This is a genomic window from Trinickia terrae (assembly GCF_005144415.1).
Taxonomy (GTDB): domain Bacteria; phylum Pseudomonadota; class Gammaproteobacteria; order Burkholderiales; family Burkholderiaceae; genus Trinickia_A; species Trinickia_A terrae.
Map to the genome: position 1 here is coordinate 84,364 of NZ_SWJE01000011.1, position 17,979 is coordinate 102,342.

At 66.3% G+C, this 17,979-nt stretch carries 9 protein-coding genes and 1 pseudogene; 3 read left to right on the plus strand and 7 right to left on the minus strand.

Annotated elements, in window-relative coordinates; genetic code table 11:
• Positions 1-162 precede the first annotated feature (162 nt).
• Positions 163-1,230 carry a DMT family transporter gene (locus FAZ69_RS20735; protein WP_136896965.1) on the plus strand — a complete coding sequence of 356 codons (1,068 nt, stop codon included), beginning with the start codon at positions 163-165 and terminating at the stop codon, positions 1,228-1,230.
• Between the two features lie 40 nt (positions 1,231-1,270).
• Here the strand turns inward: FAZ69_RS20735 and FAZ69_RS20740 are convergent, their stop codons facing one another.
• From FAZ69_RS20740 to FAZ69_RS20750, 3 genes are all read right to left on the minus strand, one after another.
• Positions 1,271-3,373 (minus strand): FUSC family protein, encoded by a 2,103-nt coding sequence (locus tag FAZ69_RS20740; RefSeq protein WP_136896966.1) that lies wholly within the window; start codon positions 3,371-3,373, stop codon positions 1,271-1,273.
• Between the two features lie 129 nt (positions 3,374-3,502).
• The gene (locus FAZ69_RS20745; protein WP_240702380.1) at positions 3,503-8,926 is read right to left on the minus strand and encodes an AAA family ATPase; all 5,424 of its coding nucleotides are present in this window, start codon (positions 8,924-8,926) and stop codon (positions 3,503-3,505) included.
• Between the two features lie 171 nt (positions 8,927-9,097).
• A complete protein-coding gene (locus tag FAZ69_RS20750) occupies positions 9,098-11,434 on the minus strand; it encodes an FdhF/YdeP family oxidoreductase (protein ID WP_136896968.1) in 2,337 nt (778 codons plus the stop codon).
• A 256-nt stretch (positions 11,435-11,690) separates the two neighbouring features.
• Here FAZ69_RS20750 and FAZ69_RS20755 point away from each other — a divergent pair, with 256 nt between their 5' ends.
• Positions 11,691-13,109, plus strand: coding sequence for an aminotransferase-like domain-containing protein (locus tag FAZ69_RS20755; protein WP_136896969.1), 1,419 nt, complete (start codon positions 11,691-11,693; stop codon positions 13,107-13,109).
• A gap of 101 nt (positions 13,110-13,210) precedes the next feature.
• On the opposite strand, the pseudogene FAZ69_RS20760 reads toward FAZ69_RS20755, so the two are convergent.
• From FAZ69_RS20760 to FAZ69_RS20775, 4 genes and pseudogenes are all read right to left on the minus strand, one after another.
• Positions 13,211-13,306, minus strand: a pseudogene (locus FAZ69_RS20760) (DNA-binding response regulator); the annotation flags it as partial.
• A 166-nt stretch (positions 13,307-13,472) separates the two neighbouring features.
• Positions 13,473-14,606: an FAD-binding oxidoreductase/lyase gene (locus tag FAZ69_RS20765; RefSeq protein WP_136896970.1), complete on the minus strand. Its 1,134-nt coding sequence runs from the start codon at positions 14,604-14,606 to the stop codon at positions 13,473-13,475.
• Between the two features lie 376 nt (positions 14,607-14,982).
• A complete protein-coding gene (phaZ, locus tag FAZ69_RS20770; protein ID WP_136896971.1) occupies positions 14,983-16,188 on the minus strand; it encodes a polyhydroxyalkanoate depolymerase in 1,206 nt (401 codons plus the stop codon).
• A 104-nt stretch (positions 16,189-16,292) separates the two neighbouring features.
• A complete protein-coding gene (locus FAZ69_RS20775; RefSeq protein ID WP_136896972.1) occupies positions 16,293-17,129 on the minus strand; it encodes a MipA/OmpV family protein in 837 nt (278 codons plus the stop codon).
• A 334-nt stretch (positions 17,130-17,463) separates the two neighbouring features.
• On the opposite strand from FAZ69_RS20775, the gene FAZ69_RS20780 reads away from it, so the two are divergent.
• Positions 17,464-17,775, plus strand: coding sequence for a hypothetical protein (locus FAZ69_RS20780; RefSeq protein WP_136896973.1), 312 nt, complete (start codon positions 17,464-17,466; stop codon positions 17,773-17,775).
• The last annotated feature ends 204 nt before the right edge of the window (positions 17,776-17,979 follow it).

Genomic DNA, 17,979 nt, shown 5'->3' on the forward strand with positions numbered 1-17,979 from the left:
CAAAACACATTCTGTGCGCGCTTGCCGCAAGCGCGACATAGACAGTTGCGCACAATACGGCTGCACAGTTGGCGCCGCGGTTCGGTGCTAGAGTTGCGGGCGCGCTGCCGTGCCGGGTGCGAACGGCAGCATTCTCGACTGTTGAAAACATCGCATAGAGCCATGAGCGGACGATTCAATCCTGCGCTGACCGCGCTTCTTGCCGCCGCGCTGTTCGGCGCGACCACGCCATTCGCGCGCGTGCTGCTGGGCTCGCTGTCGCCCTTCGTGGTGGCGGGCCTGTTCTACTTGGGAAGCGGCGTCGGCCTGGCCGTGTGCCTTGCCGTCAAGCGCGCGATGCGGGCCGTAAAACCCGCCGCCGATCAGCACGAGGGCCGTATCGCACCCGCCGAGGTGCCGTGGCTGCTCGGCGCGATCGCGGCGGGCGGCGTCGCCGGGCCGGCGCTGCTGATGCTCGGCCTCGCCACGACGCCGGCCGCGACCGCGTCGCTGCTGCTGAACCTCGAAGGCGTGCTCACCGCCGTCATCGCGTGGGTGGTGTTTCGCGAGAACGTCGATCTGCAGGTGTTCCTCGGCATGGTGGCGATCGTCGCGGGCGGCGTGCTGCTGTCATGGCATCCGGGCGCGGCCGGCGTGCCGCTCGGCGCGCTGCTGATCGCCGGCGCGTGCCTGTGCTGGGCCATCGACAACAACCTCACGCGCAAGGTCTCGACCAACGACGCGATGGTCATCGCCTGCCTGAAGGGCTTGATCGCCGGGCCGGTGAACCTCGCGATCGGGCTCGCGCTCGGCGCGCAGTTTCCGTCGCTCGCCAAGACGGCGGCGGCGATGGCGACGGGCTTCGCCGGCTACGGCGCGAGCCTCGTGCTGTTCGTCGTCGCGCTGCGCAATCTCGGCACGGCGCGCACGGGCGCGTATTTCTCGGTCGCGCCGCTGTTCGGCGTGGCGCTGTCGCTCGTCATCTGGCCCGAGTGGCCGCAGGCGCTGTTCTGGATCGCGGCCGCGCTGATGGCCTTGGGCGTCTGGCTGCATATCCGCGAGCGTCACGAGCATGGGCACACGCACGAGGCGCTCGAGCATACGCATCGGCACCGGCACGACGAGCATCATCAGCACTCGCACGACTTTCCCTACAGCGGCGACGAGCCGCATTCCCATCCGCACGTGCATGCGCGCATCACGCATACGCATGCGCACTTTCCGGATATCCATCACCGGCATTCGCATTGAGGCTTGCTCGACGGCGGCGCGGTCGCGCTTCGCGCCGCTTTCACGCCGCGCCGGGCTTCAGCCCGCTGTTCCAGCCGGCCCCCGTGTGATCCTGGATGACGAGGTGCCAGAGCTGCGCGACTTCGCTGACCATCGCAGCCTCGACGGGGCGCAGGTTCGCGTCCGGGAAGGGAACGAACGCCGTCGAGGGCGGCGTACCCGCGAGACCTCGCTCGATATCCGCATTCGCCGCGCCGATCCAATCGCCTAACGCTTGGTTCAGCGCGCGCGTGCGCGCGGACATGCGCAGCCGCGTCGTGGTGCCGGCGATGCGCCTCAGCAATTCGAGCGTGGTCTGCGCGCTGCGCAAGCCGTCGGTGCGGCGCAGCGGTTCGAGCCGCGCGAGCCGGAGCAGGTCTTCGGCGTGGTTGCTGGCGAGGCCGGCCATCCGGCGCGCCGATTCGCACGCGTCGAACGTGGCGGGCGTTGCGTCGAGGGCCGCGATCAGGTAGGCGAGATTGCTGCGCACGGCGTCCGCGACCGCGCGCCTCAAGTCGCCGCTATCGCGGCTCGGCCACAGCAGGTAGGCGGCCAGCAGCGCGAAGACGCAGCCGAGCAGGTTGTTTTCGAGGCGGGAGATCGCGTAGCCGAATTCGCTCGCGGGCGTGGCGAAGTCCGCGACGAGGACGAACGACGGCGTGAGAAAGAGCGCATAAAGGCTGTAGCTGACGCGCCGCAGGGCCACCGTCAGGCAGATGAGCGGGAACACGACCAGCGAGATCGCGAGCGGCGTATGCACGAGCAGGCCGATCACGACGGCGATCACGGCGCCTGCCGCGCTTCCGGCCGCGCGTTCGAGCCCGCGCCGCCAGGTGGTGCCGCTCGATGGCTGCAGCACGAGCAGCGCCGCCATGGTGGCCCAGTAGCCGAGCGGCAGGTTCAGCAGCGTGACGGTCGCGTAGGCGGCCGTGGTGGCCGCGGCGAGGCGCACCGCATGCCGTACGCCCGGCGATTCGAACGACGCGTTCTGCTTGAGCCGCTCCCAGCCATGCAGCAGCGTGCGGCCGAGCACAACGGGCCAGGGCTCCTCTTCCGACAGCGCGGTCGCGCCGCCGTGACCGGCCGGCAGCGGCGGCAGCGACAGCTTTTGCTCCGCCGGCGCGGCCAGCCTGAGCGAGAGCGCCAGCAGACGTTTCCTAAGCGAGGCGGGGTAGTCGGTCGAGGGCTCTTCCAGCTGCTCGCCGATGCGGCGCAGTACGCCGGCCATCGCGATCAGGCAGCGCGCGGCGCGCGTCTGCCGCTGCGCGCCGTAGTGCGCGTACTCGCCCGCGTTCGAGATCGCGATCAGGTAGCCGAAGACTCGCTCGGCATCGGCCGCCGCGAACGACAAGTTGCGATAGGTCTTCGACCCGTCGATCCGCGCCTGCGGCATGCCGAGCAGCGACTGGGTGGCGGCTTCGATCGCCGCTCGGGCCTGGGCGCGTATTTCGGTGGCGTGCCTGGCCCAGTCGTGCGCGCCGGCATCGCTTGCCTCGATCAGTCGTGCGCAATCGCGCGCGAGCTCGGCGAGGCGCGCATAGGCGACGCGCAGCGCCAGCCGGCTCGGTGCGAACGGATGGATGCGCCAAACGGTGAAGCTCAGGACCGTCGCGAACAGGCAGCCGCCGAAGTAGATCGAGAGCAACGGCGCAGCGGCGGCGAAGTGATGCTGCGGTTTGGCGACGAGAACGATGCAGGCGGTCGCGGCGAGAATCGCGACCTGATAGGCCGCCGCGGACCAGATCGTCGTCAGGCCGGCGAGCGAGGAGAAGACGAGCACGGCGGCGAGCGCATACGGCGTTCCGGCGCCTGCGGCGAATGCGGAGATGCCGCCGCACAGCGTCGAGAGGACCGCGAAGCCCGCCATCGACGCAAAGCGCCGGCGCGGCGTTTCGGCGGCGTCGGCGAGGCAGGTCCAGAAGGCGCCGATGGCGGCCCAGGCGAACAGGGGGATATTCAGCCACTTGCCGAGCAGCAGCATCGCGGTGGCCGCGAAGGCCGCGCGCAGTCCTTCGGACAGGCTGGCTTCTTCGATCGAGAAATAGACCAGCCACGCAGGGCGCCGGCGCGCGAGGGCCTGCATCGTCGCGTTCGTCGCCGCGCGGAGTCTGTGCAGGCTTGGCATGGTCGATCTGTATGGCTCGTGCAATCGCAAAGCGATGGAAGGGCACGATGGTAATGAGCGAGAAACGGCGCGTAAAGCGGTAATCAATAAATGGGGTATCTGTTTTCTTGATTCGCACAGAAAGGACGATTACCCCGGACCCGGCAGATTGACCTTGATAGCGGTGCCTTTCCCCGGCGAGCTGACCACCTCGATCCGGCCGCCCAGCATCATGACTCGCTCTTCCATCCCCGCGAGACCGAAAGAGGTTCTTCTGATCGCCTGGGCATCGAATCCCTGACCGTCGTCGCGGACTTCGAGCATGCAGGCGTCGGGCGTCCATTCGAGCGTGATGATCACTTCGGTGGCCACCGCATGGCGTGCGACGTTGGTCAGCGCCTCCTGGACGAGGCGAAACAGCACGATGGCGCGCTCCTCGCTCATGCCGATGTTCTCGTCCCGCACGCGCAACCGGCACACCGTCCCGCCATGGCGGTTGAATTCGTTGGCGAGCCACTCGAGCGCCGCCACGATGCCGGTGTCCAACGCCGGAGGACGCAGCGACGTGATGACGCCTCGCGTGACCTGAATGGTTTCGTCCACCACGCCAATCAGGGCCCGAGTGTCCTCGAGCAGCGCCGGGTGCTCGTTGCCGAACCGCATGCGCAGTGCCGACGCGCGCATGCGAAGCGCGGTCAGATACTGCCCGAGCTGGTCGTGCAATTCCCGTGCGATGTGTTTGCGCTCTTCCTCACGTGCCGTTTCGCGACGGGACGTGAGTTCACGCAGCATCTCGTAGGACTCCCGCAGGCGCTGCTCCGCTTCCTTCCGGTCGGTCAGGTCGATCACGAAAGCGACACCTTCGTCTCCGCCGGTTTCGAAAGCGACCCTTCCGATCATGATCGGCACACGGCTGCCGTCCTTCCTGAGATATGCCTTCTCCTCCGGCGGCACGTACCCGACCTTGCTGACCTCCACCGAAGCGAGCTCGGTTCTTTCGCGCCATTCCGGCGGCGTCAGATCCGTCCAGCGGATGCGGCCCGAGACGAGATCCTCGCGCTCGTATCCCACGATGCGCAGAAACGCGTCATTGGCCTCGAGAATGCCGCCATTCGCTTTCCACACCATGATGCCGATGATGTTGGCGTCGACGAGCCGCCGGATCCTTGCCTCGCGCCCAGCCAGCTCCTGATACAGCCGCGCGTTCTCCAGCGCGATCGCGGCCTGCGAGGCGAGCAGCTTCAGCACGGCGATGCGGGCCGGCACGAAGACCGAGGGCGCCAGATTGTTCTCGAGATACAGCACGCCGATGAGCTTGGCCTGCTTCAGCAATGGCAGGCAAAGCATGGAGCGCACGCGCCGTTGGCGGATGTAGGGATCGGCTGCAAACCGGTTGCCGACGGACGCGTCGTCGAGGATGACGCTTTCGCGTGTGCTCGTTACGTAGTGCAGCACCGAGACCGGCAAGGCTGCAGACGACGCGCGCCGCTGCGGCAGCGCCACGACGACGTTGCGGCCTTCGACGGTAGCTTCGGCCTCGATCCGCTGCTCGGTTCCGTGCGGAAGGATCAAGAGCCCGCGTTCCGCGCCTGCGTTCTCGGACGCGATCACCATCAGCGACTTGATCAGGTTTTCGAGCACCATTTCGCCGGAGATCGCCTGGCTCGTCCTGACGATCGTCGCGATGTCGAGCCGCTCGGCAGCTTCCTCGATCGTGCCCGAGAGGACGGGCGACGTCTCCGGAGGCTTGTTCGACGGATAGCGCCGGTCCAATTGCGCGACCTTGCCGAGCGCGCCCCATCGGTAGTAGTGGTCGCGCGCCTCGCGCAAATACGCTTGCGCCGCCCGTTCGAGGCCGCCTTGCAGGCAGCACCGCGCGGCCAGCTCGTTGGCGAGCGCCTCCTCCTGAACGAAGCCTTGCTCGTGCGCGAGCCGCGCGGCTTGCTCGTAGAGCCGCAATGCCTGTGTATCGAAGCCGTCGAGACGGGCCAGCTCCGCGCTGACGAGCAGGTGCTTGTGCGCGAACGTCACAGGACAGCTGTCTGCCCAGCGCTGCAAGGCCTCGACGTGGGCTGCGATTTCCGCGCGGATCCCGCTGCGCCGATCGTCCGATGCCGCGCCATGCACGGCCGCGAGCGCAAGCGATTCATAGAGGCAGTAGTTGGCATACTGAATGTGGCAGCGCGCGGACCAGAGCAGCGGCTTGGCCTTCTCCGCGCAGTCGAGCGCCTCCTCGAGGTCGCCCAGCAGGAAATTCCGCTGCAGCTGCAAGATCCAATAAAAGCAGGCGACAACCGCGATGCCGGCCTCGAGCAGCCGCGCTTCGACGGCGGCTTCCTCGACGACGGCCGGGTCGTCGTCGTGTCCGCGCAGCCGCTGGATGAACGGTTGGATGCTGGCGAGAATGTCGCGCACGTGACGGAAGCGGATTCGCTCGACGAACTCGAGCGCCTTCACCGATTCGAGCCACAGCTCGTCGAGATGGTCGCCGCGCGCGAGCAGGTCGGTCAGGCGATGCTCGAGGCTGTAGCAGGCGTAGACGATCTCGCCGGTCTCCTGTGCCGAGACGATCGCGGCATCGACGCATTTCAACGCGCGTTCGATCGGCTGCGTCCAGAGCAGCGCCATCTGCATCAGGAAATTCGCGCCGACTTTTTGTGCCGCGAATCCGTGCTTCTCTGCTACTGCGACGGACAAGCGGGCGAACGCTTCGCCGTCGTCGTACCGGCCGAAGAAGGGGCCCAGAAAAATGGCCAGCAGCGCGTACCCGATGACGGCCGATTCGGTCGTGCCGTATTGCTGCGTCACGTTGACCATGCGGCAGGCGATCGTCTGGCACAGGTTGCTGTCGGTGAAGTAGGCGGACCGCCAGAGCGTCGAAAGAACGTTCATGACGGCGCGCATCTCCGGGACCTCCATGGCCGGCAGGTCGACGAGACTCGCGATGCCGCGCTCGCCGAGCCGGGCCCACACCGCGTCGTACTCGGAGCGCACCTGCTCGGCGGTCGGGCGCTCCTGCAACTCGATGCCGAACATCTCGAGGCATTCGAGGGCCGTGCGGACCGCTTGCGCATTTTCGCCGTGGACGAGTTGAAGCACCATGCGCAGCCGATACGTTTCGGCGCGGTCGATCTTCGATTGCGCACGCGCCGACAGTTCGTCGATCCATCGCGCCGCCTCGGCAAAGTTGGAATCGAGGAAGGCGCACTCCGCGCGCTCGAACCACACGCTGAAGGCCAGCGAATAGCCGTCGCGCCATCCCGCTTCCCCGAGCATCGAGACGGCTGCCGCGAGATAGCTGCACGCCGAGCTGTAGGCGGTCGATGCCTTTGCCTTTCTGGCCGCCTGCAGGTTCAGCGCCGCGGTACGCTGCTGCTCCAGCCGATCGGCGATGAGCGGCGCGCCGAGGTTGAGCTGGTTGACGACGTCGAAGATCCGCTGGGCGATTTCATGGTCGCCCATGGTCGACAGCAGCAGTCGGCCGACGCGCAGATGATGCTCGGCGCGGCATGGCGGCGCGATCAGGGCGTAGGCCGCCTCCTGGACCCGGTCGTGCAGAAACTTGAAGCTCCGCGCCATGGACAGGATGGCGCCGGCCCGCACGGCGTCGCCGAAATCGGCATGCATCTGCGCTTCCGAGCCGCCCCACATTTTTGTAAGCGTGCCGAAACCGGCCTGGCTGCCGAGGCACGCGAGCACTTTCAGCGCTTCCTGGGCCGCCGGCGACAACCGTTGCAGACGCCGGACCATGAGATCGACGACGTTGTCGGTAAAGCCTTTTGCATCGATGTCCGCGAGGTCCCATCGCCACGTGCCCGACGTCGGCTCGAACTTGAGCAGCCCTTCTTCGACGAGGTTGGTCAGGAACTGGCCGGCAAAAAAAGGATTGCCGCCTGCCTTTCTATGAATGAGGGCGGCCAGCGGCTCGACCTCCGCGCGCGGAGATCTGAGCGCATCGCAGAGCAAATGGCTGAAGTCGTCGGCCGAAAGCGGGCCGAGCACGATCTCGTGGACGGCGGTTCCGGCTCGCCGAATCGCACTGAGCGTGCCGACCAGAGGATGGTCCGGACCGACCTCGTTGTCGCGGTAAGCGCCGATCAGCAGCAGGTGATGCGTGTCCGGGTGCGTGATCAGATATTCGACCACGGTCAGCGTCGCTGGGTCGAGCCATTGAAGGTCGTCGACGAAGATGACGAGCGGATGCTCGGCTTTGGCGAATACGCCGACGAAGTTCTGAAACACCGACTGAAACCGCAACTGCGTTTCCAGCGGCGAGAGCACGGGAACCGGCGGCTGCGGACCGATCAGGCCCGTCAGCTCGGGAATGAGGTCCGTCAGCAGGCAGCCGTGCTTGCCCACGGCCTGCTGGATGGCGTCGCGCCAGTGCGCGATGTCGGCTTCCTGGCCATTCAGGATTTGCCTGATCAATCCCTGGAAGGCTTGCGCCAGCGTTGCGTAAGGAATGTCTCGCAGACGCAGGTCGAACTTGCCCGAAATGAAGATGCCGCGGGGCAGCACGATGACCTTGTGCAGTTCGTTGACGACCGAAGACTTGCCGATGCCCGAGTAGCCGGAAACGAGGACCAGTTCCGGCTCGGCTTGCGCGACGACGCGCTCGAAGGCGTCGAGCAGCGTGCGGATTTCCGCGTCGCGCCCGTAGAGCTTTTCCGGAATCAGCAGTTGTTGCGTCGTATCGCGCGAGCCGAGCGGAAAGAGACCGATACGGCGGGCGGCCTCCCACTCCGTCAGGCATCGCCGCAGATCGAAGAGCAAGCCCTCGGCGGTCTGATAGCGATCCTCGGCGGTCTTGGACAGCAGCTTCATCACGATCGCCGAGATCGCGGCCGGCACGTCCTTCGTGTGGTCCGCGGGCGGCACCGGCTGCCGCGCGATATGGCAATGCACCCATTCCATCGGGTCGCGGGCGGAAAACGGGAGACCGCCCGTGAGCATTTCATACATCGTGACGCCGAGCGAATAGAGATCGCTGCGCGAATCGATCGACCGGTTCATGCGGCCAGTCTGCTCGGGGGGCATATAGGCCAGCGTGCCCGCGATGAACTCGGGCGGTTCGGGCGATTGCCGCTCGCGCGGCAGGCGCGAGGCGATGCCGAAGCCCGTGAGCCTGACCTCCGCGGTCATGCGGTTCACGAAGATGTTGGACGGCTTGATGTCCTTGTGAATGAGCCCGCGCTGATGCGCCATGCCGAGCGCCGTCGCGATGGCGATGGCCAGGCGCAGAAATTCTCCGGGTTCGAGCGGGGCGCCGAGCAGACGGTCAAGCGGCTCGCCGCCGGGATCCTCGAATACGAGCACCGCGCGTCCGGCGTCGCGGATGAGCTCGAGCGGCCGCAATGCCCATGCGCTGTCGAGGTCCGCCTTTACGCCGAATTCGTGCGCGAGGCGATCGAGGCTGGCCCGCGTGGGATGCACGGAAGCCGGCAGCAACGCGAGCACCGAGGTGCGCGTGCCGTCGCCGTTGACGCGCCAGGCCCGGTGAAAGACACGATCGCCTTCCGCCCACGTCGCCAGGCTGTCTCCCTCAAGCGCGCCTATCCAAGAAGACAGGTCCAACGGTTTCGCCTCCCCCGATGTGCCGGCGGCCGCTGTCGGGCGGGTGGCGACACGAAGTCTCGCTCTCATCGGCCGAGACCTGACCGTGACGAGCAGTTTGCCACACGCGTGGGTGCAGTAATGCAAAAGGAGAAGCCCGCGGCTGCAGCGATCCGGGCTCCAGGATCGGATCTACGCCTGGGGAGCCGCAACCCCTCCCGGTCGCGCCGACTTGTGCAGCAGCACCGGAATCGACTTCGACGTCGGCGTATTGCTCACATCCCCCACACTCGCGAGCGGCACCAGCGGATTCGTCTCCGGGTAATACGACCCGATGCAGCCGCGCGGAATGTCGTACTCGACGAGCAGGAACGAATCGGCGCGGCGCTCGATGCCGTCGTCCCACACCGTCGTCATGTCCACCCAGTCGCCGTGCTGGAAGCCGAGCATCCGCAAGTCCGCCGCGTTGATGAACACCACGCGGCGCTGGCCGAACACGCCGCGATAGCGGTCGTCGAGCGCGTAGATCGTCGTGTTGTACTGGTCGTGCGAGCGCGTCGTCATCAGCGTCATCACGCGCTCGCCATGAAGCCGCTTGGCGCGGTGGATCGGCGAGTCCTGGCCGATCCGGTGCGCGATGAAGTTGGCCTTGCCCGTGCTCGTCTTCCAGTCGCGCTCGCGCGAGGCAACGCGCAGATGGAAGCCGCCCGGCTGCGCGACGCGCGCGTTGTAATCGGCGAAGCCGTCGATCGAGCGTTCGATCGCGTCGCGCACGCGCGCGTAGTCGCTCGCGTAGCCGAGCCAGTCGACCTTGCCGCTGCCGAGCGTCGCGTGCGCGATCTGCGCGACGATCGCTGTTTCCGACATCAGGTTCTGCGACGCCGGAGCGTTCATCCCGTACGAGATGTGCACCATGCTCATCGAATCCTCGACCGTCACGCCTTGCGCGAGCCCGCCTTGCATGTCGATCTCGGTGCGGCCGAGCGTCGGCAGGATCAGCGCGTCCTTGCCGCGCACCAGATGGCTGCGGTTGAGCTTGGTCGTGATGTGAACCGTGAGGTCGCAGGCGCGCAGCGCATCCCAGGTGCGCGGCGTGTCGGGCGTCGCCATCGCGAAGTTGCCGCCCAGGCCGATGAACACCTTGACGTGGCCTTCGAGCATCGCCTCGATCGTCTCGACGACATCGTAGCCGTGCTCGCGCGGCGGCTCGAAATCGAAGGCGCGGCCGAGACGGTCGAGGAACGCCTGCGTCGGCTTCTCCTCGATGCCGACCGTGCGGTTGCCCTGCACGTTCGAGTGGCCGCGCACGGGGCAGAGGCCCGCGCCTTCGCGGCCGATATTGCCGCGCATCATCATCAGGTTCGACAGCATGTGCACGGTCTGCACCGAGTGCTTGTGCTGCGTGATGCCCATGCCCCAGGTCGAGATCACGCGCTTGCCGTTCACGTAGATGCGCGCGAGGTCTTCGATGTCCTCGCGCGCCACGCCCGATTCTTCCTCGAGCAGCGGCCAGCTTTCCGCGCGCAGGTCGGCGGCGAACGCGTCGAAGCCCGCGGTGTGCTCGGCGATGAAGGCGGCGTCGAGCACGCGCTCGGCGCCTTCCGCGACCGCTTGATCGTCGAGTTCGAGCACGCGCTTGGCCACGCCCTTGATGAGCGCGAAATCGCCGCCGAGCTTCGGCTGGATGAAGGTCGTCGCAATCTTCGTGCTCGACATCGTCAGCATCTCGACCGGATGCTGCGGGCTCGCGAAGCGTTCGAGCCCGCGCTCGCGCAGCGGGTTGATCGAGACGATCGCAGCTCCCCGCTTCGCGCACTCGCGCAGCTCGCCGAGCATGCGCGGATGGTTCGTGGCCGGGTTCTGGCCGAAGATCAGGATCGTGTCGGCGTGCTCGAAGTCGTCCAGCGTGACGGTGCCCTTGCCGATGCCGACCGTCGTCGGCAGGCCGCGGCTCGTCGCCTCGTGGCACATGTTCGAGCAGTCGGGAAAGTTATTGGTGCCGTACATCCGTACGAACAGCTGGTAGAGGAACGCCGCCTCGTTGCTCGCCCGGCCCGAAGTGTAGAACGCGGCGCGGCCGGGGTCGCCTAGGCCGTTCAGGTGCCTGGCGATCAGCGCGAACGCGGCGTCCCAGGCGATTGGCTCGTACTTGTCGGCGCGCGCGTTGTAGACCATCGGGTCGGTCAGACGGCCGTGCTGCTCGAGCTCGTAGTCGCTCTGCTTCATCAGCGCTTCGACCGTGTGCCCGGCGAAGAAGGCCGGCGTGACGCGCTTGCCCGTCGCTTCGGCCGCCACCGCCTTCACGCCGTTCTCGCAGAACTCGAACGTCGAGGCGTGCTGCCGGTCGGGCCAGGCGCAGCCGGGGCAATCGAAGCCGTCGGGCTGGTTCTGCTTGAACAGCGTCTTGTAGTTGCCGCCCGGGACTTTCTCCTTGAGCAGGTTGATCGCGACGTATTTCAGCGCGCCCCAGCCCGCGGCGGGGTGGTGGTAGGGCTTGATGCTGCCTTGCGGCTTCGTGGGCTTGTCCATGCTGTGCTCTTTTCTAAACTTCGCGCTCACGTGACGTGAGTGACGCCTGAGAGGCTTTGCGCGACTGTCGGGGCAAGGTTACGAGCCTTTGGCCATGCGTCGGGCATACACTTTTGCGCTGCATCAAAGAGTACAGTTCGAATATGATGTAGTCGTGTCGTCGGCAACTGTGCTCCATGAGCTTTCGATTGCCTGTCGGTGGCAAGGCCGTTGCGCTCGAGCACGGCGAAAGCAGCGGTGCGCTTCGGGGAACGCGTTGAAGCTTTACGAAAGGCTCGCAAAAGACATCGAGGATCAGATCTCGCAAGGCGTGTTTCGCCGCGGCGAGCGCATCCCCTCGGTCAGGCAGACCAGCCAGCACCGGCAGATCAGCATCACGACCGTGCTGCACGCCTACCTGCTGCTGGAAAGCAAGGGCCTCATCGAAAGCCGGCCGCAATCGGGCTACTTCGTCCGGCTACCGGCGAGCGCGGCGCGCGAGAACGAGCTGCGCACCTCCAAGCCGATCGCGGTCTCGGCGCAGGTCGACGTGAGCCGCCTGGTCTTGTCGACGCTGCGCTCCATCGGCAGCGGGGAGGCGGTGCCGCTCGGCTCGCCTTACCCCGATCCGAAGCTGTTTCCCTCCGACAAGATCAGCCGCTACGGCTCGGCCATCGTGCGCCGCAAGTCGCAGTGGGGCGTCGCCGACGAACTGCCGCCGGGCAATCCGGAGCTGATCCGCCAGATCGCGCGCCGGTATCTGGAGAACGGCGAGCCCGTGGATCCCAACGAGATCGTCGTCACGGTCGGCGCGACCGAGGCGATCAATCTCTGCCTGCAGGCGGTGGCGAAGCCGGGCGACACGGTGGCCGTCGAATCGCCGACCTATTACGCGATGCTCCACGCGATCGAGCGGATGGGCATGCGCGCGATCGAGGTGGCGACGAACCCGGGCGAAGGCATCGATCTCGGCGCGCTGGCGGCGATCCTCGCGAAACAGCGCATCGCCGCCTGCATGGTGATGCCGAATTTCCAGAACCCGCTCGGCTTTCAGATGCCCGACGAGAACAAGCGCGAGCTCGTCGAATTGCTCGCGCGTCACGGCGTGCCGGTCATCGAGAGCGACGTCTACAACGAGCTCTATTTCGGCGAAGCGCATCCGCGTTCGCTGAAGTCGTTCGATACCGAGGGGCTCGTGCTGCACTGCGCGTCGTTTTCGAAGAGCCTGACGTCGGCCTACCGCATCGGCTGGGCGATCGCCGGGCGCTTTCACGAGCAGGTCGAAAAGCTCAAGTTCCTCAACACGCTGACGACGCCCTCCATTCCGCAGCTCGCCATCGCCGAATACCTGAAGAACGACGGCTACGAGCATCACCTGAGGCGCGTGCGCAAGGTCTTCGCCCAGCAGGCCAGCCTGATGACGGCGACCGTCAAGCGCTTTTTCCCCGAGGGCACGCGGACCTCGCATCCGATGGGCGGCTACGTTCTGTGGGTGGAGCTGCCGCCGTCCGTCGATTCGATGCGGCTCTACCAGCTCGCCCTCGACAACGGCATCACGGTCGGCCCCGGCTACATGTTTTCGGCGACGGACAGCTACCGCAACTTTATCCGGCTCAACTACAGCTATACGTGGTCGCCCGGGATCGAGGCGGCGCTGATTACGCTAGGCAAGCTCGTTGCCGCTTGCATGCGTTGAGCGCGAAGGCGTCGCCTAGAATCAAAAGCGCGGTCTGTCCAAACCCTTCAGCCGTCTCTGCGCCCATGATCACCTCGCTAAGAAACCAGCTCGTCATCCAGGTCGCGCACCCAGTCGACGCTGTAATCGGCGTCTTTCAAAGCGCGCAGCAGGCTCTGGCCGATTTGCAAGTCGTCTTCGATCAGCAGCACTCTCATGAATCGCACGAGATTGGCCTTGTCGACACTCTTCGGCACGACGTCGACCGTGCCCCCGCGCTCCGCATACACGTACACGTTCAACGCCAGATCATGGCGCTTCGCGAATTCGTCGATGGCCGCCTTGGGTTCGAGGGTCCCGGTGCGGTCGAGGCCGATGTAGAGGTTATGCACGGTGTTGCGCTCCTTCGAATGCATGGCGAATGCGCGCCGCGGCGAAATACGAGGGCTCGGCCGCGCACTCGGTTTCCTGCGCACTGCGTCGCCCGGCATTGAGCAGCGACAGCAACTCGTCAGACGCGTTCATCGCGAACGACGGCTTGCCGGGCAGCACGCACAGCACGTCGTCGTCCACCTGCTCGACAAAGCGTCGGCCGGTGCGCGTGCCCTTGCCGCCGAACGCCGCGCTTTCGGTTTCGAGCGTCATGTAGATGCCGCGTACGCGGCCGGTATCGCTCAAGCCCGGCAGGGTGGCGCGCAGCGCATCGAGCTGCAGCTCGAGCCGCGCGATGTCGATGCGGTGATTCTTGTCGGTGCGGATCGGATTCGCGCCGTGCGTATAGAGCAGCACAGTCGAGCCGTCTGCGGTGTACTGCGGCGCGATCGACATCTGCGCATCGGGCACCACGATGCTCGCGTTCGGCACGGGGCCGCGCATCGTCAGCACCTGGCAGACACGCGTCTGCACCGGCAGGCGCGCCTCGACGTCCGGAAGCGCTTCCAGCACGCCGGGCAGATGCGCGCCCGCGCAGACGATCAGCTTCTTCGCCGTGATCAGCCGGTCGCCGACGAACAGGCGATAGCCCTGCCAGCAACGGCTGACATGCCGGATCGCGCCGCCCATGAGGAAGTCGCGATTGGCCTGCCGCAGCCTGGCGAGAAGCTCGCGGCCGTCGAACGACATGTGCGGAAACGCATACGCCTCGCTCAGCCGGTGCGCGCTCAACAAGCCCGTCTTGAGCGAGGTCTGCGCATAGGGGATGTCGAGCGCGTCCCAGGTCTGGGTCCAGCGGCTGCTGTCGCCGGTGAAGCCCACGTAGGACTCGGTCGAGCGGATCTTCACGCCGAGGCGGCGAATCATGTTTTGCCAGTTCGCGTAAGTGTCGCGAAGCGGGCCGGCCAGTTCGCGCTCGGCGTAGCAGTGCCCGCGATGGACGTAGAACGGCAAGCGGTGCACCTGGCCGTCCGCCGTGCGCGATTCGGGTTCGACGCCGCAGGCGTTCAAGCCGAGCGCGCGCATCCTGTCCAGTACGACGAGTGCTTGAATGCCGGTGCCGATGACGGCGTAATCGAAGTTCATGAGACTGATATCTCCTCTGGATACAGCAAAGCCAAGCCATCCGTCCACGGGATTCGATGGCTTGCAATGTCGGTTTTCGGAATGGTCCGCAATCGCTCCGTAATCGATACGGATGCCGAAGGATTGCGGATCGAAGGGATTCCTTCAGGGTTCGGGCCACATCGCGCGATGCGTCATGGCGACGGGTGGACTATAAAAGGACGCGCCGGATAAATCTGTCGGAAAAGTATGTCGAGCGGTTTCATTGCGCTCGAAGCCTTGCGGCAAGGGTTTCCTGGAACGGATAGCCGTTCGGCTCGTCGATGGAGATGAATCGTACGGGCCGGGAATTAGAGAAAAATGAGGCGCAATGCGCAGACGAATGCAGCGGTTCGAATCAATGCGCCGCACGCCAGAATTGCGTGACCGCCGGATGGATCTGGTTGCGCAAGGTCGGCCCCATGAAGAGGCCGTAGTGATCGCAATCGGCGATTGTCAGCCCGAGGCGTCTGCGCTCGGCGATGCCGCTGCAGAGCGCATGGGCCGCGTGAGTCTGCTGCGCGCCCGTGACGTTGTCACGCGCGCCTTCCACCGTGCACAGCGCGATCGACGACAGCGCTCCGGGACGCACGTCGCGCCCCTTGACTTGCCACGTGCCGCGCGCGAGCAGCTGCTCTTGGAAGATCACTTGCAGCGTGTCGAGAAAGTAATGCTCGTCCATGTCGAGCACGGCCGCGTACTCGCCCATCTGCCGCAGGCTGCGCGCGACGCCTTCCGTATCCGCCTTGGCCTGGCTCGACCAGTAGTCCGCTTCGAGCTCCATTTGGTGCTTCGGATAAGCGGCGGCGATGGCCGCCTGCTGGCAATAGGCGGGATACACGCGGCGGCCCGCGCCCGCATAGGGCGGCGGAACCGTATCGATGAGATTGCGGCGGAACCAGTCCACGCTGTGGGACTGCGCGAAGCGGGCGAGATCGGTCGGATTGAGGCGCGTGTCGATGGGGCCGCCCATCAGCGTGAGGCTTGCCGCGGGCATCGCGCCTTCGCTCGCGAGGAGCGCGAGGGCGGCGAGCGTCGGCGCGGTCGCCTGGCACACGGCGACGACATGGATGCGCTTGCCGCCGAAGCGGCGCAGGAAGCGCTCGATGACGAGCACATAGTCGTCGAGACCGAAGCCGCCCGCGCTGAGCGGCACGTCGCGCGCGTCGGTCCAGTCGGTCAGGTAGACGTCGCCGTTTTGCAGGAACGCCTCGACGGTCTCGCGCAGCATGACCGCGTGGTGTCCGGCGAGCGGCGCGCAGATCAGGATGTCGGGCGATGGGCGGCGGCGCGTGGGGGGCAGGCTGCCGGGCTCGCGTGCAAAGTGGCGCAACGCGCAAAACGGGGTGCTGTCGGCAATGCGTTCGGCGACCGGTATCCGGCGGCGGCCGATCGTCACCGACGCGATGCCGAACGGCGGGACCTCGGGCCGCGGCTGAAGCATCGGGGCAAGCCAGTCCGCTCCGATGAGCGCGGGCCAGCCCCATGCGCCGGCGCCGAGCGCGGCCCACGCGCCGGCGGCGCGAAGCAGGTTGCGTTGCGCTTCGACCCATGCGTACCACATGGCCTCTCCCACGCAGAGCTGAACAGAGCGCTCGATTGCACTCGCGCGCCGACGCACTATTTTGAGCCTATTTCCCGCGGCAAAAAATATTTCGCGAGGCCGCCTCAGAACTCGTAATCGACGGAGATCGAGAGCACCACCCCCGTTGCGCGCTGCGTAATCGGGCTGTGCGCGGCGGACCCGACGAGCTGCTGGATCGCCGTGTCGGCGTTCATGATCCAGTGCCTGGCCGGCAGCCAGCTCGCGCTCACGCCCAGGCCGTACGACTTCACGCCGGCCGACGCGCGGTATTGCGGATAGCCCGAGCGCGCGGCCTGGGTCGCGTTCACGCCGAACCAGCTGTTCATGTAGGCCGAGTCCGCAAAGGTGACGCTCGGCCCGGCGAACCAGAAAAAATTCTCCGAGCTGCCCGGCATTGGCAGGTATGCGCCGATGTCGCCGATCCAGCCGTCGGCGCCGCCGAGGTTGCGGCGGATGTCGGCGCGGATGTCGAGCGGGAATTGCTTGGAGATCACGTAGTCGCCGAACAGCTTCAGCGCCGGGGCCGGGTTGATGTTGCCGAGCCCTTGGAGGTGCTCGCGGTCGTCCGCTTCGCGGCGGCCGAGGTCGTAGGCGACCGCGAACGAGAGGCGCCAGTTTTGTCCGCTGAGGAAATCGACGCCGGCGCCGTCGCCGCTCGAAAGGAAGAGCAGGTTGCGGTAGCGGATGTCGAAGCTCGGCCCGATGAGCACGTGGTAGCGCGACGAGCCGTCGTAGAGCGGCTGGAACGCCGTGCCGGGACCGATGCGGATGCGCCAGACCGGCAGCTCCGGCTCATAGATCCGCTCGAGCGGAATACCCGCGGAGTATTGCCATTCGGCGAACGGCGAAGGTGTCTGGGCAAAGGCCGCGAGCGGCGACACGGCGGCGACGGCAAATGCGGACACGGTACGCATGTTCATCGATAGGCTCCTCACGGCTCGCGATCGATTGACGGATGCGAGCGCTGGTGAATGCTGAGAAGTATGACGTAACGGAGGCCGCGGCGCGGCTTGGCGATTCGGGGGCCGGATGTCGTCCGGCGCGTTTTCGCGAAGCAATACCCATGCCCAACGGGCCGCAGGGGCGCATCGCAGGGGCGCGTCCCCCCGCCCCCATTCGCGAACTGGCAGGCTTCCCGGCCGTTTTCTAAACTGGTTGTTGTGCTGTCTCGCGCCGCAAAGTTTGCAAACGGCGGCAGCAACGGGCTGCGTGCGCGCAGAAACGGCAAGGACTCACCACCGCGACGAGGGCTAGATGAGCATTCAATCGCAGAGCGACAGCTGGCGGGAGATCGCCGCCACGCTGGGGCACTATTTCGAATCGCGCTCCATTCCCTTCCACATCGAAGAGCGCGCCAACGGCACGCTGCACATCGGCTTCGAATCGGCCGGCCATCCGGCGACCGTGACCGTCTCGTTCGACGAGAGCGCCTATCGCGATCTGGCGAGCTTCGACGATGAAGCCAAACGCGTGGCGTTGTCGCGCATCGAGTCGGAGTTCGCGCGGCTGATGAACCGGGGCGGGCCGTCCGCGCTGGCAGGGGAGTTTCGGATTCACCGCGTGTAGGCGGCGGGGCCGGGCTTGGCCCGGCTCCGCCTAAGAAAAGCGCTAACCGCCACGCACGATTTGCCCGGCGGCGAAGGGTGTTGGGAGCGTCGAATTTTTTTGCGCCTGTTTCATTTGAACCGGTTAGCATGCGACAGCCCGCGCGCGACCTGATCGACCGAGACTCGCGCGACCGCCTCACCCTTTCCAGACCGTTCCGGCGCA